The 25,313-nt window shown below is 66.9% G+C and carries 26 protein-coding genes; 13 read left to right on the forward strand and 13 right to left on the reverse strand.

From position 1 onward, the window contains the following. Nucleotides 1-112: 112 nt before the first annotated feature. The 12 genes from V5A19_RS08185 to V5A19_RS08240 all read right to left on the reverse strand — a co-directional run bounded on the left by V5A19_RS08185 (nucleotide 113) and on the right by V5A19_RS08240 (nucleotide 11,210). Complete coding sequence (locus tag V5A19_RS08185) at nucleotides 113-760, reverse strand: hypothetical protein (RefSeq protein WP_332318811.1); 648 nt, start codon at nucleotides 758-760, stop codon at nucleotides 113-115. Between the two features lie 97 nt (nucleotides 761-857). Continuing rightward, nucleotides 858-1,769 carry a lipoyl synthase gene (gene lipA / locus V5A19_RS08190; RefSeq protein ID WP_443081435.1) on the reverse strand — a complete coding sequence of 304 codons (912 nt, stop codon included), beginning with the start codon at nucleotides 1,767-1,769 and terminating at the stop codon, nucleotides 858-860. A gap of 49 nt (nucleotides 1,770-1,818) precedes the next feature. After that, nucleotides 1,819-2,451: a lipoyl(octanoyl) transferase LipB gene (gene lipB / locus V5A19_RS08195; RefSeq protein ID WP_332327752.1), complete on the reverse strand. Its 633-nt coding sequence runs from the start codon at nucleotides 2,449-2,451 to the stop codon at nucleotides 1,819-1,821. Nucleotides 2,452-2,473: 22 nt separating this feature from the next. Continuing rightward, nucleotides 2,474-2,749, reverse strand: coding sequence for a YbeD family protein (locus tag V5A19_RS08200; RefSeq protein ID WP_332318808.1), 276 nt, complete (start codon nucleotides 2,747-2,749; stop codon nucleotides 2,474-2,476). Beyond that, nucleotides 2,746-3,627 carry a D-amino acid aminotransferase gene (locus tag V5A19_RS08205; RefSeq protein ID WP_332318807.1) on the reverse strand — a complete coding sequence of 294 codons (882 nt, stop codon included), beginning with the start codon at nucleotides 3,625-3,627 and terminating at the stop codon, nucleotides 2,746-2,748. Before V5A19_RS08205 ends, V5A19_RS08200 begins: the two co-directional genes overlap by 4 nt. Before the next feature lie 4 nt (nucleotides 3,628-3,631). Next, the gene (locus V5A19_RS08210) at nucleotides 3,632-4,786 is read right to left on the reverse strand and encodes a D-alanyl-D-alanine carboxypeptidase family protein (RefSeq protein ID WP_332318806.1); all 1,155 of its coding nucleotides are present in this window, start codon (nucleotides 4,784-4,786) and stop codon (nucleotides 3,632-3,634) included. A 56-nt stretch (nucleotides 4,787-4,842) separates the two neighbouring features. Further along, entirely contained in the window at nucleotides 4,843-5,658 is an 816-nt protein-coding gene (locus V5A19_RS08215) for a septal ring lytic transglycosylase RlpA family protein (RefSeq protein WP_332318805.1), read from the reverse strand. A gap of 114 nt (nucleotides 5,659-5,772) precedes the next feature. Beyond that, nucleotides 5,773-6,852 carry a rod shape-determining protein RodA gene (gene rodA, locus V5A19_RS08220; RefSeq protein ID WP_332318804.1) on the reverse strand — a complete coding sequence of 360 codons (1,080 nt, stop codon included), beginning with the start codon at nucleotides 6,850-6,852 and terminating at the stop codon, nucleotides 5,773-5,775. 4 nt (nucleotides 6,853-6,856) lie between these two features. Continuing rightward, a complete protein-coding gene (gene mrdA, locus V5A19_RS08225) occupies nucleotides 6,857-8,746 on the reverse strand; it encodes a penicillin-binding protein 2 (protein WP_332327753.1) in 1,890 nt (629 codons plus the stop codon). Nucleotides 8,747-8,749: 3 nt separating this feature from the next. After that, entirely contained in the window at nucleotides 8,750-9,229 is a 480-nt protein-coding gene (gene mreD / locus V5A19_RS08230; RefSeq protein ID WP_332318802.1) for a rod shape-determining protein MreD, read from the reverse strand. After that, nucleotides 9,226-10,098 (reverse strand): rod shape-determining protein MreC, encoded by an 873-nt coding sequence (mreC, locus tag V5A19_RS08235; protein WP_332318801.1) that lies wholly within the window; start codon nucleotides 10,096-10,098, stop codon nucleotides 9,226-9,228. Before mreC ends, mreD begins: the two co-directional genes overlap by 4 nt. Before the next feature lie 65 nt (nucleotides 10,099-10,163). Further along, nucleotides 10,164-11,210, reverse strand: a complete 1,047-nt coding sequence (locus V5A19_RS08240) for a rod shape-determining protein (protein WP_332318800.1) — start codon at nucleotides 11,208-11,210, stop codon at nucleotides 10,164-10,166. Between the two features lie 314 nt (nucleotides 11,211-11,524). Here V5A19_RS08240 and gatC point away from each other — a divergent pair, with 314 nt between their 5' ends. The 12 genes from gatC (at nucleotide 11,525) to proB (ending at nucleotide 22,976) form a co-directional block, all read left to right on the forward strand. Further along, the gene (gene gatC, locus V5A19_RS08245; RefSeq protein ID WP_332318799.1) at nucleotides 11,525-11,812 is read left to right on the forward strand and encodes an Asp-tRNA(Asn)/Glu-tRNA(Gln) amidotransferase subunit GatC; all 288 of its coding nucleotides are present in this window, start codon (nucleotides 11,525-11,527) and stop codon (nucleotides 11,810-11,812) included. A 61-nt stretch (nucleotides 11,813-11,873) separates the two neighbouring features. After that, a complete protein-coding gene (gatA, locus tag V5A19_RS08250; protein ID WP_332318798.1) occupies nucleotides 11,874-13,331 on the forward strand; it encodes an Asp-tRNA(Asn)/Glu-tRNA(Gln) amidotransferase subunit GatA in 1,458 nt (485 codons plus the stop codon). 176 nt (nucleotides 13,332-13,507) lie between these two features. Further along, entirely contained in the window at nucleotides 13,508-14,953 is a 1,446-nt protein-coding gene (gene gatB, locus V5A19_RS08255; RefSeq protein WP_332318797.1) for an Asp-tRNA(Asn)/Glu-tRNA(Gln) amidotransferase subunit GatB, read from the forward strand. 487 nt (nucleotides 14,954-15,440) lie between these two features. Next, nucleotides 15,441-15,800: a VOC family protein gene (locus V5A19_RS08260; protein WP_332318796.1), complete on the forward strand. Its 360-nt coding sequence runs from the start codon at nucleotides 15,441-15,443 to the stop codon at nucleotides 15,798-15,800. A 156-nt stretch (nucleotides 15,801-15,956) separates the two neighbouring features. Beyond that, a complete protein-coding gene (gene argH / locus V5A19_RS08265) occupies nucleotides 15,957-17,342 on the forward strand; it encodes an argininosuccinate lyase (protein ID WP_332318795.1) in 1,386 nt (461 codons plus the stop codon). Continuing rightward, nucleotides 17,342-17,647 carry an LPS translocon maturation chaperone LptM gene (gene lptM / locus V5A19_RS08270; RefSeq protein WP_332318794.1) on the forward strand — a complete coding sequence of 102 codons (306 nt, stop codon included), beginning with the start codon at nucleotides 17,342-17,344 and terminating at the stop codon, nucleotides 17,645-17,647. Before argH ends, lptM begins: the two co-directional genes overlap by 1 nt. Nucleotides 17,648-17,653: 6 nt before the next feature. Beyond that, entirely contained in the window at nucleotides 17,654-18,925 is a 1,272-nt protein-coding gene (gene lysA / locus V5A19_RS08275; RefSeq protein ID WP_332318793.1) for a diaminopimelate decarboxylase, read from the forward strand. An 11-nt stretch (nucleotides 18,926-18,936) separates the two neighbouring features. Continuing rightward, on the forward strand, nucleotides 18,937-19,827 hold the full coding sequence (gene dapF, locus V5A19_RS08280; protein WP_332318792.1) for a diaminopimelate epimerase: 891 nt from the start codon (nucleotides 18,937-18,939) through the stop codon (nucleotides 19,825-19,827). 68 nt (nucleotides 19,828-19,895) lie between these two features. Further along, entirely contained in the window at nucleotides 19,896-20,207 is a 312-nt protein-coding gene (gene rplU, locus V5A19_RS08285; protein WP_332318791.1) for a 50S ribosomal protein L21, read from the forward strand. Between the two features lie 44 nt (nucleotides 20,208-20,251). Beyond that, nucleotides 20,252-20,509, forward strand: a complete 258-nt coding sequence (gene rpmA, locus V5A19_RS08290; protein ID WP_332318790.1) for a 50S ribosomal protein L27 — start codon at nucleotides 20,252-20,254, stop codon at nucleotides 20,507-20,509. 330 nt (nucleotides 20,510-20,839) lie between these two features. Further along, nucleotides 20,840-21,865 (forward strand): Obg family GTPase CgtA, encoded by a 1,026-nt coding sequence (gene cgtA, locus V5A19_RS08295; RefSeq protein WP_332318789.1) that lies wholly within the window; start codon nucleotides 20,840-20,842, stop codon nucleotides 21,863-21,865. After that, nucleotides 21,846-22,976: a glutamate 5-kinase gene (gene proB / locus V5A19_RS08300; protein WP_332318788.1), complete on the forward strand. Its 1,131-nt coding sequence runs from the start codon at nucleotides 21,846-21,848 to the stop codon at nucleotides 22,974-22,976. Before cgtA ends, proB begins: the two co-directional genes overlap by 20 nt. 319 nt (nucleotides 22,977-23,295) lie before the next feature. Here the strand turns inward: proB and rpsT are convergent, their stop codons facing one another. Beyond that, nucleotides 23,296-23,556 carry a 30S ribosomal protein S20 gene (gene rpsT / locus V5A19_RS08305; protein WP_332318787.1) on the reverse strand — a complete coding sequence of 87 codons (261 nt, stop codon included), beginning with the start codon at nucleotides 23,554-23,556 and terminating at the stop codon, nucleotides 23,296-23,298. A gap of 136 nt (nucleotides 23,557-23,692) precedes the next feature. Between rpsT and murJ the strand changes: the two genes are divergently transcribed. Next, a complete protein-coding gene (gene murJ / locus V5A19_RS08310; RefSeq protein ID WP_332318786.1) occupies nucleotides 23,693-25,270 on the forward strand; it encodes a murein biosynthesis integral membrane protein MurJ in 1,578 nt (525 codons plus the stop codon). Nucleotides 25,271-25,313: the final 43 nt, after the last annotated feature.

Consider the following 25,313-nt stretch of genomic DNA (forward strand, 5'->3'; position numbering starts at 1 on the left):
TTGAACACCTCTACTACCTACTGAAAGCTGGTCCGGACTGATGGTCCGATCCCAACTAAAAAAACCGCCCTCGGAGCCCGGGGCGGTTGCGTTGCCGGCGAGCGGCAGCGGCTTACTGCTGACGGGGCATGGACTGGCCACCGCCTTGCTGCTGGCTGCCCTGACCCTTGAAGCGGTCCTGAAGTTTGGTCTGGAACTCCTTCTGGGCCTGTTCCAGGTCCTGGATGAGCTGCTCCGCCTGAGGATCCTCTTGCTTCATAGCGGCTCTCAGGTCCTGCTGGAACTGCTTCCGGTTTCCCTGGATCTCGGGATCCTGCATAGCCTGCTGCTGAGCCTTTTGGAAGCCCTGCGCCGTCTGCTGGAACTCCTGCATCATCTTTTGGCGCTTTTCCTTGGGCATGTCCTTGTTGCCCTGGAGCTTTTGACGGAGCTCCTTGAGCCGCTCCATCTTCTGGTCGGCGTTTTCCACCCGGCCCTTAACCTTTTTCTCCATCATGGCCTGCAGATCATCCCGCTGCTGCTTGAGCTCGGGATTGTTCTTCAGGGTCTTCTCCTGGAGGTTGCCGAGCTCTTGGCGCAGGTCGCGGACCTTCTGCTGGGCCTGGCGCAGCTCGGGATTCGCCTTCTGCTGGGCCATGCCCTGGCCTTGGCCGCCGCCCTGCGCGGGCTGAGCAGCGACGGGCATGGTCACCAGTGCGGATAGCGCCACGCCTGCCACAAGGACGTTTTTCAAGTAATTCGTTTTCAATCGCACTGCCATGAAGCTTCCCTCTTCAGCGGCAGGCCGTCGGAGCCTGCGGTCAAAGATAAGATCGCACCCTACCAGGGTTCGATGCGCGTCTGTCAATCAAAACGGTTCAATCGGGAACCGGTGAGGGCTGTGGGGGAATGTAATCCCCCGCATGATAGGAAGACCGCACAAGTGGCCCTGCGTTCACCGATAAAAAGCCCAGGGTCAGTGCCTCCTCCCGAAGGGCGTTGAAGGTGTCCGGGTGGATGTAGGCCCGTACCGGGTGGTGGTGGCCGCTGGGGGCCAGATACTGGCCCAGCGTTAGGATATCCACACCGTGGTCGCGCAGGTCGCGCATGACCCGCCGGACCTGGTCCAGCTCCTCGCCCAGGCCGAGCATGAGACCGGACTTGGTGGGCACATCGGGGACCACGTCCCGGAAGCGCCGCAGCAGGCCCAGGGAACGGTCGTAATCGGCACTCGGCCGGACCGAGTGGTAGAGCTCGGGGACCGTCTCCACATTGTGGTTGAACACGTCCGGAGGGTCGTTCGCCAACGTCGTCAGAGCGTACTGCTCGCAGCCCCGAAAATCGGGAGTGAGGATCTCGATGCCGGTTTCCGGGCGCCGGGCGCGCAGCTCTCGGATGGCCTCGGCGAACTGGCCAGCGCCGCCGTCGGCGAGGTCATCGCGGTCCACGGAGGTGATCACCGTGAAGACCAGGCCCATTTCGGCCACCGCCGTGGCCAGATGGGCGGGCTCCAGCGGGTCCGGGGGGGCCGGGCGGCCGGTGGCCACGTCGCAGAAGGAGCAGCGGCGGGTGCAGGTGTCGCCCAGGATCATGAAGGTGGCCGTGCCGCCGCCGAAGCACTCACCCAGATTGGGGCAGGAGGCCTCCTCGCAGACCGTGTTCAGGCTGTGCTGGCGCAGGATGCCCTTGATCTCGTTGACGCGCGGCCCCGACGGCGATTTCACCCGCAGCCACTGCGGCTTGCGCCCGGCGGCGTCCTCTGGGCGGCGGTCGAAGCGGGCCTTGCGCATCTTGTAGACGGCACGGTCGGTGTGGCCGCCCGTGGCGGTGGGATCGGCATCAGACATGGGAGAGCTCCTCGCCTCCGGGCAAGGCCCGGGCCAGGGCGGCGGTGAAGGACCCCTTGACAGCCGCCAGGTCGGCTTCGGGAATGCGGTCGGCCAGCCGGGCCACCGGCATTCCGGCATAGCCGCAGGGGTTGATCATGGCGTAGGGGGCCAGATTGTTGCTGACGTTCAGGCTCACCCCGTGATAGGCGCGGCCCGCGCGCACGCGCAAGCCGATGGCGGCGATCTTGGGCTGGCCCGGCTCGTCCAGGTAGACCCCGGGGGCGTCCGCCTTGCGCGCGCCGGACAAGCCGTAGCCGGCGAGCAGATCGATTACCGACTGCTCCAGGGCGTGGACGTGGTGGCGCACTCCCCGTCCCGCCCGCCGCAGGTCCACCAGGGGATAGGCCACCAGCTGGCCCGGGCCATGATAGGTAACCTGCCCGCCGCGGTCGGTCTCTACCACCGGGACGCCGGAGATGTTGACCAGGTGTTCAGGCCGGCCGTTGCGGCCCTGGGTGAATACCGGTGGGTGCTCCACCAGCCACAGCTCGTCCGGGGTGGTGGTCTTCCGGGACTCGGTGAACGACCGCATGGCCGCCCAGACCTCCTGATACGGCCGCAAGCCGAGATCGTGGACGGTCAACCCGGATTGATCCCCAGCAGTCTCAGAGGGCGGCGAGGACGTCGGGGTCGGCCTGGAGATCGGCGTATATGGCATCCAGCTGCTCGCGGCTGTCGGCTTGAAAGGTGCAGGAGACGCTCAGGTAACGGCCGTTGCGGCTTTTGCGGGTATGCACCGCGTGCTCGGACAGGGCGGTATGGCGCTCCACCATCTGGCGCACCCGTTCGGTGAACTCGGGCCGATTGGGCCCGAAGGCCTTGACGGTGTAGGGGATGGGATATTCGACCTGGAGTCCCCCAAAGGGCCCTTGCTCGCTCAAGACGGCCCCTCCTCGCCGTGCTCACGGATGGCCTGGATGCGGGCCCGGTAGGCGTCCAGGACGGTGCGGAACAGGGGACCCGGACGACCGCTGCCCACGGGCTGCTGGTCCAGTCGGGTCACCGGCAGGATCTCCTTGGTGGAGGAGGTTACCCAGACCTCCTCGGCCGCGGCCAGCTCATCGGCCGTGATCTCCCCGGTGCGAACCGGCAGGGCCTCGTCGGCGGCCAGCTCCAATACCACATCGCGGGTGATGCCGGGCAGGACGCGGGGACCGTCCGGAGGCGTACGGGCCTCGCCGTCGAAAACCGCGAACAGGTTGGAGGCGGCCCCTTCGACGGCCCGGCCCTCGTGCATCCAGATGGCTTCGTAGGCCCCCTGCTCCGCGGCTTTCTGACGCATCATGACATTGGGTAGCAGGGAGATGGCCTTGATGTCGCATCGGGCCCAGCGGATGTCCTCGACACTGATGGCGGCGACCCCGTCGCGCACCCATTCCCCCGGTACGGGGGTAACCGGGGTGCAGGTCATCACCACAGTCGGATGGACAGCCTCGGGAAAGGAATGGTTCCGGGGAGCCTCGCCGCGGGTGACCTGGATGTAGGCCTGGCAATCGCCCCCCTCATTGCGCTTGATCAGCTCGTACACGGCTTCGGCGAATGCCGCGGTGGCCATGGGCAGATCCATCCCGATATCGCCCAGTGAGCGTGCCAGACGCCGAATATGGGCTCCCAGCCGGAAGGGAGATCCGGCATAGACCGGAATCACCTCGTAAACGCCGTCGGCGAACTGGAAGCCCCGGTCCAGGATGGACACCTTGGCCTCGGAGAGAGGCAAAAAGGTGCCGTTAACATAGGCAAGGGGCTCGCCTTCGGCCAAGGCCTTACTCCGTAAGCCAGATGCGGATGGAGTCGATCATCCGCCCCAGGAAGCCGCCTTCCGGAACCTGGTTGAGGGTGGTCAGCGGCCGGGTCGCCAGCGCCCGGTCGCCCAGTTTGGCAGTTAGATGCCCTACCTCGGCGCCCTCGGCTACCGGGGCGGTAAGCGGTTCGCTAAAGTCCAGGGTAACCTCCACCTGGTCCCGCTCACCTCGAGGAATGGTCATATAGAGGTCGTTTTGCAAGCTCACGGCCACTTGATCCTGGGCGCCTTTCCAAACCTGGACCTGGTGCAGGGACTCGCCGGCCTCGTACAGCTTGTAGGTGCGGTAGAAGCGGAAGCCGTGGTTGAGGAGGCTCTGGGATTCCTCGGCGCGGGCCCGCTCGCTGTTGGTGCCCATGACCACGGAGACCAGCCGCATGCCGTCGCGCTCGGCGGAGGCCGCCAAGTGGTAGCCGGCTTCCTCGGTATGGCCGGTCTTGAGCCCGTCGACGCTGTCGTCCCACCACATCAGCCGGTTGCGGTTGTACTGGGTGATATCGTTGTACGTCATCTCGCGGATGGCAAACATGCCGTAGCGCTCCGGGAATTCCCGGATCAGTCCGGCCGACAGGCGGGCCATATCGCGCGCTGTAGTCTTCTGCCCATCGGCGGGCAGCCCGGTGGCGTTGGCGAAGTGGCTATTCTCAAGCCCCAGCTCGCGGGCATGGTTGTTCATGAGCTGAACGAAGGCCTTTTCGGTGCCGGCGACATGCTCGGCCAAGGCGACGCAGGCGTCGTTGCCGCTTTCCACCACCACGCCCTTGATAATGCGCTCGAGGGGGACCTCGTCACCCACCTCCAGGAACATGCGTGAGCCCTTGGTCTGCCAGGCCTTCTCGCTCACCTTCACGGTGTCGTCCATGGCCACACTGCCGTCAGCGACGGCCCGGAAGGCGGTGTAGAGGGTCATCATCTTGGCGAGACTGGCGGGGGGACGGGGCTCGGTCGCATCCTGGGCGGCCAAGACGCGTTTTGAGTGGTAATCCATGAGGAAGGCGGAGTCAGCGCTTACCTCGGGCGGGGAAGGGACTTTCTCGGCCTGGGCGGTAGCGATCAGGAAGACGGCAAGGGTTAGACCGGTCAGGCGCTGCCAGACAGGGATGTTGGTTTCGCGCACCGTGGACTCCACTCCTTGAGCATAAGGGCTCGGGCCGATTCGGCACCGATCCCGGATTAGTCGCGCACCAGTTGACCGCTAGGCAGGCCAGCTCCGCGCAATTGCTGGGCCAGGCTGTCGGCGCGTGCCACGTCGGCAAGGGGGCCGATGCGCACGCGGTAAACGGGGTCTCCCCCGAGATAGCCCGTGGTCACTACCACTCGCTTCATGTCCAGGCCTCGCAGGCGCCGCCTTAGTCGGGCGGCGTTGCCTTCCTCATGGAACGCACCCACCTGCAGGTAGAGTGTGGCATCTTCCCCGTTTGCCGCTGCCGGAACCTGGTTGCGGGGCTTATCCGCACCCGCGCCATCCCCCGTGGCCTGTGGCCCTTTTACGGCCACCACTCGAACCCTCGCGAGCCCAGTCTCGTCGATGCCCAGGCGTTTGGCGGCACCGTAGGAGAGGTCGATAATGCGCTCGTGGGTGTCCACGAACGGGCCGCGATCGTTGATCCGGACGCGGGTGTTGCGACCGTTATCCAGGTTGGTGACCCGGGCTACCGTGGGAAGAGGGAGCGTCCGGTGAGCAGCGGTGGGGAGATGCATGTTGTAGGTCTCCCCCGAGGCCGTCTTGCGGCCGTGGAACTTGCGCCCGTACCAGGAGGCTTTGCCCACTTCCCGGTAGCCGAGGGCGGTAGCCCTGGGATGATACCATTCCCCAGCCACCTGGTAGGCTTGGCCCTTACGGGCCGCCGTGCCGGAGCGGCCCGGGCTATCAGGAAGCGAAGTGGCGCAGGCGCTTACCAGCAGGGGCAGAGCCAGGTAAGCTGCCCCCTTAAGCTGTTGACCGAGCGACGACAGGAATCCAGGACGGAGTGGATCGGGGCTGTACATGCCGTTCGCTGGGCTCCTGCGCACTGATTGAAACAGGGCAAGCATGGTACCACGCCGGACGAGGCGCACCATGGTCGTTTCACCGGAAACGCGATCTGGGCCGGGACACTCCCTTCAACGGCCACGACGCATGGCGATGCCCATGACAAATCCCAGGCCCGTGAGCAGGGCCATCAGGGAAGAGCCGCCGAAGCTCACCAGAGGTAAGGGAACACCCACAACCGGCAATAGGCCAGTGGTCATACTGATATTGATCACCACGTAGAAGAAAAACACCGACGAAAGCCCGCCAGCCACCAGCCGCGGGTACATTTCTCGGCTGCGCGAGGCGATGGTCATGCCGCGAAACACCAGGATCAGGTACAGCCCCAGAAGGACCATGGCCCCGAGCAGGCCGAATTCCTCTGACATCACGGCGAAGATGAAGTCCGTATGGCGCTCGGGCAGGAACTCCAGCTGGGATTGAGTACCTTCCAGCCAGCCTTTTCCGGTGAATCCTCCGGAGCCGATGGCGATCTGACTCTGGGTAATGTGGTAGCCGGCTCCCTGGGGGTCCGCGGAGGGATTGAAGAAGCCTATTAACCGCCGCCGCTGATAGTCGTGGAGCATGAACCAGAGGGTCGGCAGGGAGGCTGCGGCGAGGGTGCCCAGGGTAACGAAGAGCCGCATGGGGGCACCCGCCAGGAAAAGGATGATCCCCCCTGAAGCGCCTATCAGGACGGCGGTACCCAGGTCCGGTTGGTTAGCGACCAGCGCCATGGGGACGGCGATCAGTATTAGGGCCGTGATTTGGACGGTCGCTCTGGGGGGATAGTCCTGATGGCTCAGGAAAGCCGCCAGGGTCAGGGGCAGGACCAGCTTCATGATCTCCGAGGGCTGGATGCTCCATGGACCGAGCTCCAGCCAGCGCTGAGCCCCCATGCTTTCTGAGCCTACTAGGGGCACCAAGCCGAGCATGCCGAGGGTGACGGCGTAAGCGTAGGGTGCCAACAAGCCCAGCACCCGGGGGGGGATGGCCGCCGCCATGAAGAAGGCCCCTAGACCGATGCCGAAGCGGGCGGCCTGCCCCAGGACCAATCCGGGGTCTTGTTCTCCCGCGCTGTAGAGCACGATGAAGCTGACGGCCGCCAGGCCCAAGATGGGCAGGAAGAAAGGCCAGTCGAAGCGCCGCCAAGGGCTGTCGGGATGAAGCATGCGGTCAATCCCTGCCGTGGAAGTAGCCGTCGATTATCTGCCGGGCCGCCTGGCCGCCGGCCCGGCCGCCGCTAATACCGTGCTCCACCACCACAGCGACCGCGATGCGGGGTTTTGCCACGGGCGCAAAAGCCACGAACAGCGCGTGGTCCCGCAAACGCCTCTCCTTTTCCTTTGGATCGAGCTGCTCCTCCCGGTCGCGGTCGATTCGCACCACCTGCGCCGTCCCTGTCTTCCCGGCCATGGGGATAGCGCCCGCCGAAGCCCCGTGGGCCGTCCCGTGGATGGAGCTGACCACCCGCCGCATGGCGTCTTGGACCAGGTCCAGGTTCTCTGTTTGGCTTATGGTGACCTCGTTACGCTCATGCTTGCGGTAGTGCAGATCCCCGGATACGGGGTCCTGGAAGGCTCGGACCAGGTGGGGTTTGACCCGGAAACCGCCGTTGGCCAGGGCTGCCGCCATTACCCCCAGCTGTAGGGGGGTGGCTTCCATGTACCCCTGGCCGATAGCGGTCATGACGGTTTCCCCGGGATACCAGATGTCGTCGTGGGTACGTCGCTTCCAATCCGGTCCCGGGTTAAGGCCCCCGCGCTCGCCGGGCAAGTCGATTCCGGTGGGCCGGCCCAGCCCGAATTGCTGGTAGGCATCGTGGATGGTCTCGATGCCCAGGCGCTCGGCCAGCTTGTAGAAAAACACGTCGCAAGACTCCACCACCGCCTGGTCCAGCGCAAGGGATCCGTGGCCCTCGTCCCGCCAGCAATGGAAGGTATGGCGGTCCTTGCCGACACGGTAGGAGCCGTTACAGGTAAGCTCCGTTTTGGGATCCACTTCGTCTTCCGCTAGGCCGGCTAACGCCAGGGCCGGTTTGACGGTAGAAGCGGGCGGGTAGAGGCCCTGGATGGCGCGGTTAACCAATGGCTCATCGGGATCGTCGAGTAGATCGGACCAGGTCTGGCTGGTCAGCCGCCCGATGAAATCGTTGGGGTCGAAAGTGGGCCGGCTCGCCATGGCCAGGACGCCACCGGTCTGAGGATTGAGGGCCACCGCGGAGGCCTCCGGGTAAGGTGCCAGGGCCTCGTGGGTAATCTCCTGGAGGTGCTCGTCCAGGGTCAGAACCAGGTTGCGCCCCGGCTCGGGCTGATCTTTGGAGATTTCGCGAACAACCCGACCGAAGGCGTCGGTTTCCACTTCGCGCTGCCCGGGAGTGCCGTGAAGGGCCTGCTCGTATTCCCGTTCCAGGCCCATCTTGCCGATCCGGCTGCCGGGTGGGTAAAGATCGGGATCGAACCGGCGAAAATCGCTTTTGTCCGGCTGGGCCAGGTAGCCCAGCACATGCGAGGTGATCGGGCCTTGACGGTAATGGCGCCTTGAACGTGCCCGGATCCGGATACTAGGGAACTGATGCTGCCGCGCTGCGAAAAGCGCCACCTGCTGCGTATTTAGCCCTTGGATAAGGGTAGCCGGCAGATAGGGTGGGGTTTCCCGGATCCGCCTTTGCATGGCCGAGCGCTTTCCCTTAGCGGCCGGTAACAGGGCCACTAGCCGGTCCAGGAGCCGGTCGGTGCTCTCCACCTTGTCGGGATAGAGCTGGAGAGTGAACGAGGGCTCGTTCTCGACCAGCAGCTTCCCCCGCCGGTCGTAGATGAGCCCCCGCGGCGGCGCGATCGGCCGTACCGCGATGCGGTTCTGGTCCGACAGGGTGCGGTAATGAAGGAACTGCTCGATTTGCAGGTAGAACAGGCGTCCCGCCAGGATTACCGAAAGGACCGCAAGGCCCAGTCCCACCATGCGAAGACGGGATTCATAATGGCTGACTTGGTTGCGCCGGGAGGAAAGGCTCCCGGAGGCGGGATCGGTCTTGCCCAGGCTTTGCTTGCGGCGGCGTCGAGCCATGATTCAGGCGATGGCGAAGTGCTGACGCAGACTGCGTAGCAGAAGGAATACTGGGGACCAGAACAAAGCCGTGGTCATGGCCGGAACCAGTGCCCACAGGTTGACCATCAGATCCTGATTGGGCCCCTCTACCCACAGCTGCAGGAGGAGGCTAACCAAGGCCAGAACCAGAATTACCAGGGTCTGGGCGCCGAGATGGAGCATGCGGATGCGCAGGTGATTGGCGATCAGGACGTACACGATCAGGACATAGATTAGGGCGTGCAGTCCGAGCAGGGTACCGATGGCAACATCCTGTAGGATTCCGGTGAGGAAAGCGACTCCCACCCCGTAGCGCTGGGGCGCCGCGAGGCTCCAGTAGGCAAGGGTGAGCAGTACCCAATCAGGCCAGAGGTAACTAGCCGGTTCCGCTAGCGGTATGCTTCCCAGGCCCAGGGCGATGAGCACACTGAGGGCGACCACGACATGCCCGGTCCAACTCACGGCGCGCTCCTGCCGGCTTGGCGGGCCTGTTCGCCGGGTTCCGTTTTATCTTCGCGTTCCAGGAGCAGCACATCCTCTAGGCGGGACAGGGGTACGGCTGGCCGGGCCTTGACCTTGGCGAAAGGCGAACGGGGATCACGCACCACTTCCACCACCCGGGCGGCCTTCAGGCCCTTGGGAAAGACACCGCCCAGCCCGGAGGTGACCAGCTGATCGCCCGACTCGACGTTGGCGCTGGTGGGCACGTAGCGCAACTCGAGGAGGTCCTTGTTGCCGGTTCCGGCCAGAATGCCGCGAACCCGGGAGCTGCTGACCAGAACCGGGGTGGCGCTATTAGGGTCGGTTAGCAAGATGATCTGGGCGGTAAGGGGAGCGATGGTACTGACCTGGCCCACCGCGCCCTGGGAACTAATGACCGGCTGGCCCGCAAAGGCGCCATGACGCTCGCCGCGGCTGATGGTCAGGGTATGATGGAAGGGGTCGGGGCTTTCGGCCACGATCTGGGCAGCGGATACCTGGCGTTCCAGCCGCTGGGCTTCGTTGAGCAGCCGCCGCAGGCGGTCGTTTTCCCGCCGCATCGCCTCCAGCTCTTGCTTGGCCACCCGCAGCTGACGGATCTCGCGCTCCAAATCCTCATTGCGCTCATGGACCTGGAAGTACTCCCAGGCCTCCTGACCAAAGGTGTGGGTAAGCAGCACCGGGGCGCTCACCGCCCGTTGCACCGGGTAGAGGGCGGTCAGGAGGGCGCTGCGGATGTGCTGGGTCCAGCCGAAGTGACTATCCGCCCCCATAAGCAGGAGCGCACAAACCGCCAGAACCAGGGTGCTTATTCCGGTCCGCGATTGGCGGGTGGCGGCATGGAAGCCCATCGGCTGGGAGCCCTAAGCCGTGTGTCGAAAGCTGTGGCGGGCCGCTGACCGCGGCAGCCCCGGTATCATTCGCGGGCGAACATATCGCGGAAGCTATCGATCTCCTCAAGGGCTCGGCCCCCACCCAGGGCAACGCAGTTAAGCGGGTTTTCGGCCACCACTACGGGCAGGTCGGCTTCATCTATGAGCCGCTTGTCGAGAGCATGGATGAGGCCGCCACCACCGGTTAGGACCAGGCCGCGTTCCGCGATATCGCCGGCGAGCTCTGGCGGTGCCTGTTCCAGGGCAACCTTGACCCCCTCGACGATGGTATTGAGGGGTTCTTCCAACGCCTCGAGGATCTCGTTGGTGGTTAGGCTTAGGGTGGTCGGGATGCCCCGGGCGAGATCCCGGCCCTTGATATCCATGGCCTGGTTCTCGGACTCGGCCAACCGAGCCCCCGAGCCGATCTGGATCTTGATGCGCTCGGCGGTGCTGTCACCGATGATGACGTTGTACTTGCGGCGAATGTAGCCGACGATCGCTTCATCCATCTTGTCGCCGCCCATGCGCACGCTTTCCGAATAGACAATGCCGCCTAGGGAGATGATGGCCACCTCGGTGGTGCCGCCGCCGATGTCCACCACCATGGAGCCGCGTGCCTCGCCGATGGCCAGGCCCGCGCCGATGGCCGCAGCCATGGGCTCTTCGATCAGGAAGACCTGGCGGGCCCCTGCGCTCTCCGCCGATTCCCGGATGGCGCGGCGCTCCACCGGCGTGGAGCCGTAGGGCACCGACACGATGATGCGCGGGCTCGGGCGGAGAATCTTGTTGTTGTGGGCTTTGCGGATGAAATGCTTGAGCATCGCCTCGGTGATCTGAAAGTCGGCGATGACGCCGTCCCGCATGGGCCGAATGGCCGTGATGTTGCCGGGAGTGCGCCCTAGCATCTCCTTGGCCTCTTCGCCCACGGCCTGAATGCGCTTCATGCCCCGTTCGCCCTCGCGGATGGCTACTACGGAAGGCTCCGACAGGGCGATGCCCTTGCCGCGCACGAAGATCAAGGTATTGGCCGTGCCCAGGTCCACGGCGAGGTCGCTGGAGAAGGCCCCCATCAAGCGGTCGAGAAACATCCGCGTCCTGTCCTCCCGGTGCGCGGTCCCCCCCAATAAGGAACCGGTAGGTGGCGAAAGTGAAGACTTACTTAGGTTAGCATCGGCCGAAGGGGGCGACAATTTCCTCCGGCCCTCCGATTGGTGTTTATCCTATCACCCCCTGTGGGCGGGTTCGAGGTTACGTCGAGTTCCTTGCTCGGTGGAGAGAGGGGCCCTGCGTGCTGTTATCGAGGGAGACCGAAGGCCATCACCCTGGCCCGTTGAGGGTGGTTAGGGGCTATGGTAGCTTCAACTCCTTTCATTCGGACCCAATTCCGCGGAGGAGGCGTCCCATGGCCCTGGATCGGGAAACCGCCGAGCAGGTCGCCCACCTTGCCCGCCTTCGCCTTGAGCCGGGGCAGGCGGCGGATGTTGCCGAAGACCTTTCAAGGGTCCTGGACCTGATCGACCAGATCGAGCAGGTGGACACGGCCGGAGTGACGCCGCTAGCGCACCCGCTCGACCTGTCCCAGGCCCTGCGGGCGGACGAAGTGACCAACCAACCGGACCGGGAGCGCCTGCAGGGCAGCGCCCCCGACGTCATGGAGGGCTACTACCGGGTGCCGCGCTCGGTGGAATAAGCCGGTATCCGCCGCTGCCCGCCCCGACTACCCAAGCCGAACAGACAGCCGAGGACGTAAAGTGGTTCGCGATCTGTCCCTGAGCCGCATCCGGCAGGGCCTGCGGGACAAGGAGTTCTCCAGCCGGGAGATCACCCAGGCCTACCTCGACCGTATCGAGCAGCTGGATCCGGGCCTTAACAGCTTCACCCAGGCCTTTCGGGAGGCCGCCCTGGCTGCCGCCGATGCCGCCGACCAGCGCCTGGCCTCGGGCGACGCCCGGCCCCTCGAGGGCGTTCCCATCGCCCATAAGGACATCCTGGCCACCACCGAGGGCCAGACCACGTGTGGCTCCAAAATGCTGGCGGGGTACCGCTCGCCCTTCGATGCCACGGTGGTGGATCGGCTGGCCGACGCCGGTGCCGTGGTGGTGGGCAAGACCAACATGGACGAGTTCGCCATGGGCTCGTCCAACGAGACCAGCTATTTCGGGCCGGTGACCAACCCCTGGGGCACCAATGCCGTCCCCGGCGGCTCCAGCGGCGGCTCGGCGGCGGCGGTGGCGGCGCGGTTGGCGGCCGGTGCCACCGGCACCGATACCGGCGGCTCCATCCGCCAGCCCGCCGCCCTTTGCGGCATAACCGGCCTCAAGCCCACTTACGGCCGCTGTTCCCGCTACGGCCTGGTTGCCTTCGCCTCCAGCCTCGACCAGCCCGGGCCCATGGCCCAGACCGCCGAGGACTGCGCCCACATGCTGGGCGCCATGGCCGGTCACGACGAGCGCGACTCCACCAGCGTCGCCCGGCCGGTGGACGACTATACCGGCGGGCTGGAGGGCAAGCTTGCCGGCAAGGTCATCGGCGTCCCCGCCGAGTTCTTTACCCAGGGTCTGGCCCCGGACGTCCAACGCGCCGTAGAGGCGGCCCTGGACCAGTACCGCGATCTGGGCGCCGAGGTCCGTGAGATCCAGCTTCCGCACTACCCCTACGCCATTCCCACCTACCAAGTAATTGCGGCGGCCGAGGCCTCCAGCAATCTGGCCCGGTTCGACGGCGTGCGCTATACCCACCGCGCCGAGAATCCGGAGAGCCTGATCGACATGTACGAATCCACCCGCGCCGAGGGCTTCGGGTCGGAAGTGCAGCGCCGCGTCATGGTGGGCACCTTTGTGCTGTCGGCGGGCTATTACGACGCCTATTACCTCAAGGCCCAAAAGGTGCGCACCCGCATCCGCGACGACTTCGCCGCCGCCTTCGAGGAGGTGGACCTGATCGCCGGGCCCACCAGCCCCACCGCCGCCTTCGGCATCGGCGAGAAGGCGACCGATCCGGTGGCCATGTACCTGTCCGACCTGTACACCACCGCCGCCAACCTGGCCGGGGTGCCGGGCATCTCGTTCCCGTGCGGGTTCTCCGAGAACGGGCTTCCGGTGGGGATGCATCTGATGGCCAACTTCTTCCGGGAAGACCTGCTGCTGAACGCCGCGCATCGGTACCAGCAGGTCACCGACTGGCACGCGCGGGTTCCGGAAGGCGTTTAGGGCGGTTTTGAGCGGGAGTCGGGGCGGAGCCAGGGGGCTCCGGGGAACCCTGCCCTGCGGGCATCCCCCAGTCTCCCCTGACCCCACCCCGACTCCTTCGGCCAATTTCGGCCAGGGATTTCCATTCGGCAGCCCCGCCCAGCCAGGCTGCCGGGTCCAGCGGAGACGGCAGAATTATGGAATTCGAACCGGTCATCGGACTCGAGGTCCACGCCCAGCTTTCCACCCGGTCCAAGCTGTTCTGCGGGTGCCCCGCCGAGTACGGGGCCGAGGCCAACACCCACACCTGTCCCGTCTGCCTGGGGCTGCCCGGCTCACTGCCGGTGCTCAACCGCGAGGCGGTGCGCATGGCGGTGATGATGGGGCTGGCGGTGGAGGCCGAGGTGCGGCCGCGCTCGGTGTTCGCCCGCAAGAACTACTTCTACCCGGACCTTCCCAAGGGCTATCAGACCTCGCAGTACGAGCTGCCCATCATCGAGCATGGCCGCCTACGCACCGAGCCCGAGGACGGCGACCCCAAGACGGTGGGCATTACCCGCATCCACATGGAGGAGGACGCCGGCAAGTCCCTGCACGAAGGCTTCGGCGAGGGTATCACCGCCATCGACCTCAACCGCACCGGCACCCCCCTGATCGAGCTCGTCTCCGAGCCCGACATGCGTACCCCGGCCGAGGCCGTGGCCTACCTCAAGAAGCTGCACTCCATCGTGCGCTACCTGGATATCTGCGACGGCAACATGCAGGAGGGTTCCTTCCGCTGCGACGCCAACGTCTCCCTGCGGCCCAAGGGCACCGAGGCCTTCGGCACCCGCGCCGAGCTGAAGAACCTCAACTCCTTCCGCAACGTGGAGCGGGCCATCAGTTACGAGATGGCCCGCCAGCAGGAAATGATCGAGGACGGCGGCCACGTGGTGCAGGAGACCCGGCTGTGGGATGCCGATGCCGGCCAGAGCCGGTCCATGCGTTCCAAGGAGGAGGCCAACGACTACCGCTACTTCCCGTGCCCGGACCTGCTCCCCCTCGACGTCCCCCAGATCCTGGTGGAGGAGGCCCGTGACTCGCTGCCGGAGCTGCCCGACGCCAAGCGCGAGCGCTTCATGAGCGAGTACGGGCTCAAGGATTACGACGCCTCGGTGCTGACCACCAGCCGCGAGCTGGCCGACTACTACGAGCGGGTGGCGGCCACCGGGGCCGACCCCAAGCTGGCCGCCAACTGGACCATGGTGGAGCTGCTCGGGGCGCTGAATAAGGAAGGTGCCGACATCACCGAATCGCCCATACCGGCCGAGAACCTGGGACTGCTCGTCCAGCGCATCGAGGACGAGACCATCTCCGGCAAGATCGCCAAGCAGGTCTTCGAGCCCATGTACGCCGAGGGCCTCGACCCCGACACCGTGATCGAGCGCGAGGGCCTCAAGCAGATCACCGACACCTCCGCCATCGAGGCCACGGTGGACGAGGTCATCGCCGAGAACGCCGATCAGGTCCAGCAGTACCTCGACGGCAAGGACAAGCTGCTCGGCTTCTTCGTCGGCCAGGTCATGAAGAAGACCGGCGGCAAGGCCAATCCCCAGCAGGTTAACCAGATCGTCAAGGACAAGCTAAACGCCAAAAAGGGGTGAATGGACCGGCAGGCCATGGTTTAGCGAACCCCTGGCTAGAAGCCGGGGGTTTCTTTTGGGGGAGGGGGGATCCCTTCGGTTAGACCGATGGCTCCACTCGGTCCGGATCACGCAGTCAGCGGATCTCCTTGCTCCAGACGGCCTCGCCGTCAGGGGTCTACAGGAACTTGGGGCGGCCGTGGTGCGGGGGTCGAAAACCAGGCGCCGGAAGCCCTCGAGGCTAATATTGCTCTCGCCGAGGTTGGCGTGGCGGTCCTTGCGCGACCGGAAGGGGTCGGCGGAGTCTTTAAAGTGCCAGGCGGCTAGCCTTCCACCCCCAGCTACCCCGTCGAACGGCGCCCCGGTGGCCTTCTGGGAGTGGGCGACGTGGAATGGCGGGGTTCCTGCTGACTTGGCTGGGATTCTGCTATCCTTGCCCGTTTCAGGAAATTCCAGGGGGCGCCCTCGCGGCCCCTGACCGCGCTTCAACCGGGTACAGGAGGCCGCCGTGCGTATCGCCCACACCATGCTGCGGGTAACGTCCATGGATGAGTCCATCGATTTCTACACCAACAAGCTGGGCCTGGAGCTGCGCTCCCACCAGGACCTACCCGGGGCCGACGCCACCCTGGCCTTCATCCGCGACCCCAAATCCGGCCACGAGATCGAGCTGACCTACAACCACGACGGCCGCGACTACGATCTGGGCGACGCCTTCGGGCACATCGCCTTCTACGTGGACAGTGTCGATGACGCCGCCGAAGCTTGGAAGGCCCGGGGGGTGGAGTTCAGCCTGGAGCCCAAACCATGGCCAACGGCACCCGCATCGCCTTCGCCGTGGATCCTACCGGCTACAAGCTCGAGTTGATCGAGGCGCCGGACAAGGCTTGAATTGGGGTAACCGCCAAGGTCGCCAAGGGCGCCAAGAAGGCGAAAACCATTGTTAATGATTGGCTTGTAAGGTGCATGGCTTTCTTGGCGGGCTTGGCGTCCTTGGCGGTTTCACCCAGACGGAGATAGGACTTTGAGCGACAAGCCCTGGAGCGGGCGCTTCAGCGAGCCCACCGACGCCTTCGTGGAGGCGTTCACCGCCTCCATCGACTTCGACCAGCGCCTGGCCCAACAGGACATCGCCGGGTCCAAGGCGCACGCACGCATGCTGGGGCGTCAGGGCATCCTGTCCGACGACGACGTGAGCGCCATCCTGTCGGGCCTGGACGCCGTCGCCGCCGAGATCGAGGCCGGCAAGTTCCCGTACTCGGTGGCCCTCGAGGACATCCACATGAACATCGAGGCCCGACTCACCGAGCGCATCGGCGACGCCGGCAAGCGGCTGCACACCGGCCGCTCGCGCAACGATCAGGTGGCCACCGATCTGCGCCTGTTCGTGCGCGAGCAGATCGACGCCATCCTGGGCGAGCTTGCCCGTTTCCGGGAAGGCCTGGCAAACGCCGCCGAGCACGAGGCGGACACCGTCATGCCCGGGTTCACCCACCTGCAGGCGGCGCAGCCGGTGACCCTGGGCCACCACCTGCTGGCCTATTTCGAGATGGCCGACCGCGACGCCGAGCGCCTGCGTGACGCCCGCAAGCGGGTCAATAAGCTGCCCCTGGGCAGCGGCGCCCTCGCCGGCACCACCTATGCCATCGACCGCGAGTGGGTGGCCGCCGAGCTGGGCTTCGACGGCGTCACCGAGAACTCGCTGGACGCCGTCTCCGACCGGGACTTCGCGGTGGAGACGGTGTTGGCCTGCGCCCTGGTCATGGCCCATCTGTCGCGGCTGTCCGAGGAGCTGGTGCTGTGGGCCTCGCCGCAGTTCGGCTTCGTCACCCTTCCCGAGGCCTTCTGCACCGGCAGCTCCATCATGCCGCAGAAGATGAACCCGGACGTGCCGGAGCTGGTGCGGGGCAAGACCGGCCGGGTCAACGGCGGCCTGATCCAGCTGCTGACCCTGATCAAGGCCCAGCCGTTGGCCTACAACAAGGACATGCAGGAGGACAAGGAGCCCCTGTTCGATGCCCTGGATACGGTGCGCGGCTCGCTGAAGGTCATGGCCGACATGGTCCCGGGCATCACCTTCCACCGCGAGGCCATGCGCACCGCCGCGGCCGCCGGCTTTGCCACCGCCACCGACCTTGCCGACTACCTGGTGCGCCAGGGCGTGCCCTTCCGCGAGGCCCATGAGGTGGTGGGCGGGGCGGTCCAGGCGGCCATTGACCGCGGCTGCGACCTGGCGGATCTGGATCTGGTTACCCTCCAGGGCTTCTCCGGGGCCATCGGCGAGGATGTCTACGACGTGCTGACCCTGGACGGCTCGGTGGCCGCCCGCGACCATGTCGGCGGTACCGCCCCGGATCAGGTTCGCGGCGCCGCCAGGCGCGCCCGCAAGCGCCTCGGGGGGGGGAGCTGATGGCTGGCGGCCGGGTGATGCCACCTGTGGCAGTGGGCATGGGGGAGGGGCCATTGGCCCCGACGCCTTTGCTGGCCAGATCGGGGCGGATGGCCCCGCCCACAGCCATCGCGGCTGGTAGCTGCTGCCACAAGGGGGTTCTTCTTGCCGCCTGTGCCCTGTTGCTGGCCCTGAGCGGTTGCGGCCAGAAGGGCCCCCTCTACCGCCCCGATGAAGCCCCGGAGGTGGAGTCGGGGCTGAGCGCTGAGCGGGCCTCGGGAGCGATCCCCGAGGCGGCCGCCAGTCACGACCGATCCTTCGGATAAGTGCCCGTGCATCATTTCCACTACCGCGACGGCATCCTCCACGCCGAGGAGGTCCCCCTGCCGGCCATCGCCGAGGCGGTGGGCACGCCCTTCTACTGCTATTCGGCGGCCACCCTGCGCCACCACTACCGGGTGTTCGCTCGGCCCTTCGCTCACCGCGACCACCTGATCGCCTTCTCCGCCAAGGCCAACTCCAATTTGGCCGTGCTCAACCTGCTGGGCCGCGAGGGCTCGGGCCTGGACATCGTCTCCGCGGGTGAGCTGAGGCGTGGCCTGCGGGCCGGCATTCCCGCCGGGCGCATGGTGTTCTCCGGCGTGGGCAAGCGCCGCGACGAGCTGGAGGCGGCCCTGGACGCCGGGGTTCTGGTGATCAACGTGGAGTCGGCGGCAGAGCTAGAGGCCCTGGACGCCGTGGCCCGGGAGCGCGGCCAGCAGGCCCCGGTGAGCCTGCGCGTGAACCCGGACGTGGACCCCGACACCCACCCCTACATCGCCACGGGCATGCGCGCCACCAAGTTTGGCGTGCCCATCGGCGAGGCGCGCTACCTCTACGCCCGCGCCGCCGCCATGGACGGCATCGAGGTGGTGGGCCTGGACTGCCACATCGGCTCCCAGCTCACCTCGGTGGCCCCCTTCGTGGAGGCCCTGGGCCGCCTGCAGGCCCTGATGACGGACCTGGCCGCCGACGGCCATGCCATCCGCCACCTGGACCTGGGCGGCGGCCTGGGCATCGCTTACCTGGACGAGGCGCCGCCCCATCCCGAGGATTTCGGCCGGGCCATCAACGAGCAGCTCGGCGCCTGGTCGGGCACCCTGATCTTCGAGCCGGGGCGGGTCATCGCCGGCAACGCCGGGGTCTTCGTCACCGAGGTGATCTACACCAAGGAGCAGCCGGACAAGCGCTTCGTCGTCGTCGATGGCGCCATGAACGACATGATGCGCCCCGCGCTATACGGCGCCGAGCAGGAGATCCGTCCGATTCGGGAAAGCGCCGACGGCGGCGGCGAGGTAGTGGACGTGGTCGGCCCCATCTGCGAATCCGGCGACTTTTTGGCCAAGGAACGCTTTCTGCCGCGGCTCGCCTCTGGCGACCGTATGGCGGTGATGAGCGCCGGTGCCTACGGCGCCACCATGGCCTCCAACTACAACACCCGCCCGCGGGCCCCGGAAATCCTGGTCAGCGGCGACCGCTTCGAGGTGGTGCGGCAGCGTGAGACCATCGATCAGCTGCTGGAAGGTGAGTCGGTCCCCGACAAGGCGTGGTTCGAACGGGAGTGAGACACTCCGCCATGGACCTCGAATTCGCCAAGATGCACGGCCTGGGCAACGACTTCGTGGTCTTCGACGGTGTGCGCCAGGAAATCGGTTTAACCCCGGAGCGCATCCGCGCCATCAGTGACCGGCGCTTCGGGGTGGGCTGCGACCAGGTGTTGGTGGTGGAGCCCGCAGAGCGGGCGGGGGTGGACTTCCGTTACCGCATCCATAACGCCGACGGCGGCGAGGTGGAGCAGTGCGGCAACGGCGCCCGCTGCGTAGCGGCGTTCATCCACGCCACGGGACTGTCCGATGCCCGCGAGCTGCGCGTGGTTACCCTTGGCGGCGACATTGACCTGACCCGCGAGGCCGACGGCCGGGTCACGGTGGCCATGGGCGAGCCCCGCCTGGCAGGAGAGTTCATCCCTCTGCGCGAGCCTGGCGAGCATCTAAGCCACGGTGTCGATCTCTCCGGCCGGCGCTGGACCTTCACGGCTGTTTCAGTAGGCAACCCGCACGCGGTGATCGAAGTCGCCGATGCCGTGACGGCGCCTGTGGCGGAGGTGGGTCCGTTGCTGGAGCACGACGAGCTGTTCCCGTACGGGGCCAACGTGGAATTCGTCGAGATCCGGGGCTTGGACCGCCTCCGGGTACGGGTATGGGAGCGCGGCGCCGGCGAGACCTTGGCCTGCGGCACCGGGGCCATGGCCGCCCAGGTGGCGTCCCGGCTGTGGGGCCGCACCGGGCCCACAGCGGCTGTGGAGCTGGACGGCGGCACCCTCACCATCCATTGGCCCGGCAGGGGGGAGGCTGTGACCATGACCGGCCCCGCGGAGCTGGTCTACTGGGGTCGGTTATCGGGCTGGCCCAACCCGCGGCCGGCCAGTGCTGCCCATGGACGCCGCTCGCCCGAACCGGATTTTTGACGGTGCCTGTCGGTTGCGGCTATAATTTCTTGCTTTCCGAATGAGCTTACCGAAGCGGAGATACAGGCATGTTCGCGGTCATCGAGACGGGTGGAAAACAGTACAAGGTGCGCGAGGGGGATACCCTGCGCGTCGAGAAGCTGGACGGCGAGCCGGGCAGCGACCTCACGATCGACCGCGTGCTGATGGTGGGTGAGGGCAGTGACGTCAGGGTCGGCAAGCCCACAGTCGACGGCGGCAGCGTCAAGGCCACCATCAGGGATCAGGGCAAGGGCCCCAAGGTGCGCATCTTCAAGAAGAAGCGCCGCAAGGGCTACACCAAGCGCCAGGGCCACCGCCAGCCCTATACCGAGATCGAGATTACCGGGGTCCAGGGCTAAGCCGAACACGCTCAGGCCCGCAGGACGCCAAGCGGAGTAGAACCATGGCACACAAGAAGGCAGGCGGGAGTACCCGTAACGGTCGCGATTCCGAGTCAAAGCGACTTGGCGTCAAGCGCTTCAGCGGCCAGGCCGTCAACGCCGGCAGCATCCTCGTCCGGCAGCGCGGCACGCGCCTGCACCCCGGCGCCAACGTCGGCCGGGGTGGTGATGACACCCTGTTCGCCAAGGCCGACGGGCGCGTGGTGTTCGAGCGCAAGGGCCCCAAGCAGCGCAAATTTGTAAGCGTCGTCCGCGACTAGACGGCGCCCGGTCTCCGACGCCGGAGACCCACGGCCCCGCCACCGAATCCAGGCCTCGCGCCGATTGGGTGGCGGGGCCGTTTGATTCAAAGGGTGTTGAACAGCGTTGTGAGGAAGGACGTATGCAAGCGGCACACCGCAACCCTGTCACGCCTATCTAAGAAGCTATGCGGCGGCGCTTTAGCGGCGACCGCGCAGCGACTGAGGCATATCATCTAGATAGGTGAAGGAGCGAGCAGTGCGCAACGCAGCAGACCTTCTCCGCAGCAGCTTTTCAGCGGCCTTTTAGGGGCCGGTGGGAGAGCAGTCCCGGCTAGGGAGCGCGCATCCATGCAGTTCGTCGACGAAGCCCATATCCACGTCGCCGCTGGGGCCGGCGGCGACGGCGTCGTCCATTTCCGGCGGGAAAAATATGTCCCCAAGGGCGGCCCGGACGGTGGCGACGGTGGCCGCGGCGGCAATGTGGTGCTCGTCGGCGACGAATCGCTCACTACTTTGGTGGATTTCCAGTACCAGAGCCGCTATCGGGCCGAATCCGGGGCCGCAGGAGCGGGAGGGCAGCGGACCGGGAAATCCGGGCGGGATTGCGAGCTGCCCGTGCCCGTGGGGACCCAGGTCTACAACGCCGAGACCGACGAGCTTATCGGCGACATCGTTGCCGACGGTCAGCGGCTGCGGGTGGCCAAGGGTGGTGGCGGTGGTCTGGGCAATGTCCACTTCAAGTCCAGCACCAACCGCACCCCGCGCCAGCAGACAGACGGCAGCCCGGGGGAGCGCTTCGATCTGCGCCTGGAGCTGCGGCTGCTGGCCGATGTGGGCCTGGTGGGGCTGCCCAACGCCGGCAAGTCGTCGCTGGTGCGGGCCCTGTCGGCGGCTAAGCCGCGCGTGGCCGACTATCCCTTCACCACGCTCCAGCCCGCCCTGGGCGTGGTGCGCGTGGATCCCGAGCGCAGCTTCGTCATGGCCGATATCCCCGGCCTGATCGCCGGGGCCGCCGAGGGCGCCGGGTTGGGGACGCAGTTCCTGCGCCACCTGGCCCGCAACCACCTGTTACTCCACGTGGTCGATATCGCCCCGGTGGACGGCTCCGACCCGGCCGACAACGTGCGCACGGTGGAGGCGGAGCTGGCCAAGTACAATGAGGATCTGGTCGGCCGGAAGCGTTGGCTGGTAGCCAACAAGATGGATCTGGTCCCCGAGTCCGAGCGCGACGACTGGCTGGCGCTGCTGGGCGAGGAGCTGGGCTGGGATGGGGTTATCTATGGCGTCTCCTGCCAGGCCGGGACCGGTTTGAGGCGTCTTGCCGAGGACATCATGACGGTGCTGGAAGAAGAGCGTGAGCCCGAATCGGAGTGACAGGCAGCGGGCCGCCCGGCGCTGGGTGATCAAGGTGGGCTCCACCCTGCTTACCCGGCCCGGCGGGGGGCTGGCGCTGGAGGCCATCGGGGACTGGGTGCGTCAGATGAGCGAGCTGGCCGGGCGGGGCATCGAGCCCATTCTGGTGAGCTCGGGCGCGGTGGCGGCCGGCATGGGCCGCCTGGGCTGGGCGCAGCGGCCCTCCGCCATCCACGACCTCCAGGCGGCCGCCGCCGTGGGCCAGAGCGGCCTGGTGGAGGCCTACGAGCACCGCTTCAACGCCCACGGCCGGCTCGCCGCCCAGGTGCTGCTCACCCACGACGACCTCTCCGACCGCCGGCGCTATATCAATGCCCGCAACACCCTGCGCACCCTGATCGGCCTGCGGGTCATCCCCGTGGTCAACGAGAACGACACGGTGATCACCGAGGAGATCCGCTTCGGCGACAACGACACCCTGGCGGCGCTGGTGGCCAACCTGGTGGAGGCCGACATGCTGGTCATCCTCACCGACTCCCCGGGACTGTTCGAGGCCGATCCGCGCTTGGATCCCCATGCCGGTCTGGTGAGTGAGGGCGAGGCCGGCGACCCGTCGCTGCTGGCCGCCGCCGGTGGGGCGGGCAGCAAGGTGGGTACTGGCGGCATGCGCACCAAGGTCCTGGCGGCCCAGCGGGCGGCGCGCTCGGGCACGGGAACGGCGATCGCCGCCGGCACCGAGGCGGATATCCTGCCCCGGCTGGGCCAGGGCGAGACCGTGGGCACCTTCCTGCATCCGGGCCGGGATGCCCTGGTGGCCCGCAAGCAATGGCTGGCCAACCAGCTCCAGGTGAAGGGGCGCATCTACGTGGATGACGGTGCCGCACGCGTAATCCGCGAGGAGGGGCGGTCCCTGCTGCCAGTGGGGGTGGTGGACGTGGCCGGCAACTTCCAGCGGGGGGAGGTGGTGGCCTGCATCGATCCCGACGGCCGCGAGATCTGCCGGGGCCTGGTCAGCTACGCCGCCCCCGAGGTCCGGCGCCTCGCCGGCCAGCTCACCGACCGCATCGGCGAGGTCCTGGGCTACGTGGATACCGAGGAGATCATCCACCGCGACGATCTGGCGGTTTTGTAGGGAGCCGGTGTTCGCAGGCAACGGGGATTCCGGGAGTCACCGCCAGTCCACTCGGTGAGTGGCCTGGCACCCCCCCAGTCACCCCGTTACCCGCGCACCCCGACGTTTGTTTGGAGGGGCGGACGGGGCCAGGGGTGAGAAGCTCCGGGGGCCCCGACTGGCCGCTTGGGAAGCGGCCAGTCACCCCCTAGTCGCAGCTCGTCCCTGCCCCGATCCTGGGTGGGGGAGGGGATTGATGGACGCAAGAGCGCTGCCCCGGACGCATTGTCCGGGGCAGCCAAGGAGGCCTCAATGTCCCTCGCCTGCGCGGGTCTTGGCCCTAGAGCTGTTGGACCTTGCGGGTCAGGCGGCTGACGGTGCGGGCGGCTGTGTTCCTGTGGATGGCGCCCTTGCTGGCCGTATGGTCGATCAGCTGGACGGTGGGCTTCAGTGCCTGCTGGGCGGTCTGCTTGTCGCCGTCGGCAATGGCCTTTTCCAGCTTCTTGATAGCGGTGCGCATGCGGCCCTTGTGATGCTTGTTCTGCAGGCGCCGCTTCTCGTTCTGCTGAACGCGCTTCCGGGCTTGAGGCGTATTCGCCACCTCGGTACCTCCTTGGACAATCGGGCTTGGACGACCGGGATCACTGGTTTTCCCCGGCTTGGGGAAAACGCGTATTATCTCCCGCTTTGGTGGAAACTGTCAAAGCCCGAGCTTCGGGCCTCTTCGGGAGACCGCCTTGGCCGCCGGCCTGTTTCGCTCTACAGCCACCATCGGCGCCATGACCCTGATCTCGCGCATCCTGGGATTCATCCGGGACGTGGTGCTGGCCCGGGTGTTCGGCGCGGGCATGGCCACCGACGCGTTCTTCGTGGCCTTCAAGCTGCCCAACTTTTTCCGCCGGCTGTTCGCCGAGGGCGCCTTCACCCCGGCCTTCGTCCCCGTCTTTACCGAGTACAAGGATCAGCGCGCGCCCTCCGAGCTGCGCGAGCTGCTGGCGGCGGTCAGCGGCGTCCTGTTGGCGGTGGTGGCTGGCGTCACCGTGCTGGGGGTGGTGGGGGCGCCGGTGCTGGTGGCGATCTTCGGCGCCGGCTGGACCGACGAGCCGGCCAAGGTGGCCCTGACCACCGACCTGCTGCGGATCACCTTCCCCTATCTGCTGTTCATCGCGCTGGTGGCCATGGCCGGGGCGGCCCTGAACACCTTCGGCCGCTTCGCCGTCCCCGCCTTCACCCCGGTGATGCTGAACCTGGCCATGATCGGCGCGGCCGTGGCGGCGGCGCCCTATTTCGAGCGGCCCATCGACGCCCTGGCCTGGGGGGTGTTCGTCGGCGGCGCGGTGCAGCTCGTCTTCCAGTGGCCTTTTCTCAAACGCCTGGGGCTGGCCGTGCGTCCCCGATTCCGCCCGGGCCATCCCGGTGTGAGGCGGATCGTCCACCTCATGGGACCCAGCGTGCTGGCGGTGAGCGTGGTTCAGGTGTCCATCCTCATCGATACCATCCTGGCCACCTTCCTGGCCGAGGGCAGCGTCTCCTTCCTGTACTACGCTGACCGCCTGGCCCAGTTCCCCCTGGGGGTGTTCGGCATCGCCCTGGGCACGGCCATCCTGCCCACCCTGTCCAGCCTGGCCGGGGCCGGCGAGGATGCCGACTTCAGCCGCACCCTGGACCGCGCCCTGCGCCTGATCGTCACCATCGGGCTGCCGGCGACGGTGGCCCTGATCCTGCTGGGCCGGCCCATCCTGGCCGCCCTGTTCCAGTACGGCGCCTTCAGCGCCGACAAGGCCGCCCTGACCCAGCAGGCCCTGGCGGCGTACGCCGTGGGCCTGATCGGCATGATCGGGGTCAAGGTCCTGGCGCCGGCCTTCTATGCCCGGCAGGATACCCGCACCCCGTTCCGGGCGGCGGCCTGGGCCCTGCTGGGCAACATCGTGCTCAACCTGGCGCTGATCGTGCCCCTGGCCCACGCCGGCTTGGCCCTGGCCACCGCCCTGGCGGCCTTCCTGAACGCCGGCCTGCTCCTGCGGCGCCTGGTGGCGGCCGGCATGTTCCGGCCGGAACCGGGGTGGTGGGGCCACCTGGGCCGGGTGACGGCGGCGGTGGCCGTCATGGCTGTGGTGGCATGGGGCCTGTCGCCGCCCGCCGCGGCCTGGAACGCCGCCGATGTGTGGCTGCGGGTGGGCTGGCTCGCCGGCCTGGTGGTAGCGGCCGGCGGCGCCTACGGGGCGGCCTCCTGGGTCCTGGGGGTGGCGGAGGCGCGCCAGGCCCCCCGCTGGCTGCGCCGTCGGCTTTTTGACGGCCGATCGGGCGGTGACTAGGCTAAAGCCTCCGGCCGGCGCCGGCCTCTCCCTCGCTCCGCTC

It is taken from the genome of Thiohalorhabdus sp. (genome assembly GCF_036628635.1).
Lineage (GTDB): Bacteria > Pseudomonadota > Gammaproteobacteria > Thiohalorhabdales > Thiohalorhabdaceae > Thiohalorhabdus.

Bases quoted from the DNA above. Each gene is read 5' to 3' on its own strand.
- dapF (WP_332318792.1), top strand. From the start codon at position 18,937: ATGGACCTCGAATTCGCCAAGATGCACGGCCTGGGCAACGACTTCGTG.
- V5A19_RS08185 (WP_332318811.1), bottom strand. From the start codon at position 760: ATGGCAGTGCGATTGAAAACGAATTACTTGAAAAACGTCCTTGTGGCA.
- mrdA (WP_332327753.1), bottom strand. From the start codon at position 8,746: ATGGCTCGACGCCGCCGCAAGCAAAGCCTGGGCAAGACCGATCCCGCC.
- mreC (WP_332318801.1), bottom strand. From the start codon at position 10,098: ATGGGCTTCCATGCCGCCACCCGCCAATCGCGGACCGGAATAAGCACC.
- rodA (WP_332318804.1), bottom strand. From the start codon at position 6,852: ATGCTTCATCCCGACAGCCCTTGGCGGCGCTTCGACTGGCCTTTCTTC.
- lipA (WP_443081435.1), bottom strand. From the start codon at position 1,769: ATGCGCAAGGCCCGCTTCGACCGCCGCCCAGAGGACGCCGCCGGGCGC.
- V5A19_RS08240 (WP_332318800.1), bottom strand. From the start codon at position 11,210: ATGTTTCTCGACCGCTTGATGGGGGCCTTCTCCAGCGACCTCGCCGTG.
- gatC (WP_332318799.1), top strand. From the start codon at position 11,525: ATGGCCCTGGATCGGGAAACCGCCGAGCAGGTCGCCCACCTTGCCCGC.
- cgtA (WP_332318789.1), top strand. From the start codon at position 20,840: ATGCAGTTCGTCGACGAAGCCCATATCCACGTCGCCGCTGGGGCCGGC.
- gatB (WP_332318797.1), top strand. From the start codon at position 13,508: ATGGAATTCGAACCGGTCATCGGACTCGAGGTCCACGCCCAGCTTTCC.
- V5A19_RS08215 (WP_332318805.1), bottom strand. From the start codon at position 5,658: ATGTACAGCCCCGATCCACTCCGTCCTGGATTCCTGTCGTCGCTCGGT.
- rpmA (WP_332318790.1), top strand. From the start codon at position 20,252: ATGGCACACAAGAAGGCAGGCGGGAGTACCCGTAACGGTCGCGATTCC.
- rplU (WP_332318791.1), top strand. From the start codon at position 19,896: ATGTTCGCGGTCATCGAGACGGGTGGAAAACAGTACAAGGTGCGCGAG.
- lptM (WP_332318794.1), top strand. From the start codon at position 17,342: ATGGCTGGCGGCCGGGTGATGCCACCTGTGGCAGTGGGCATGGGGGAG.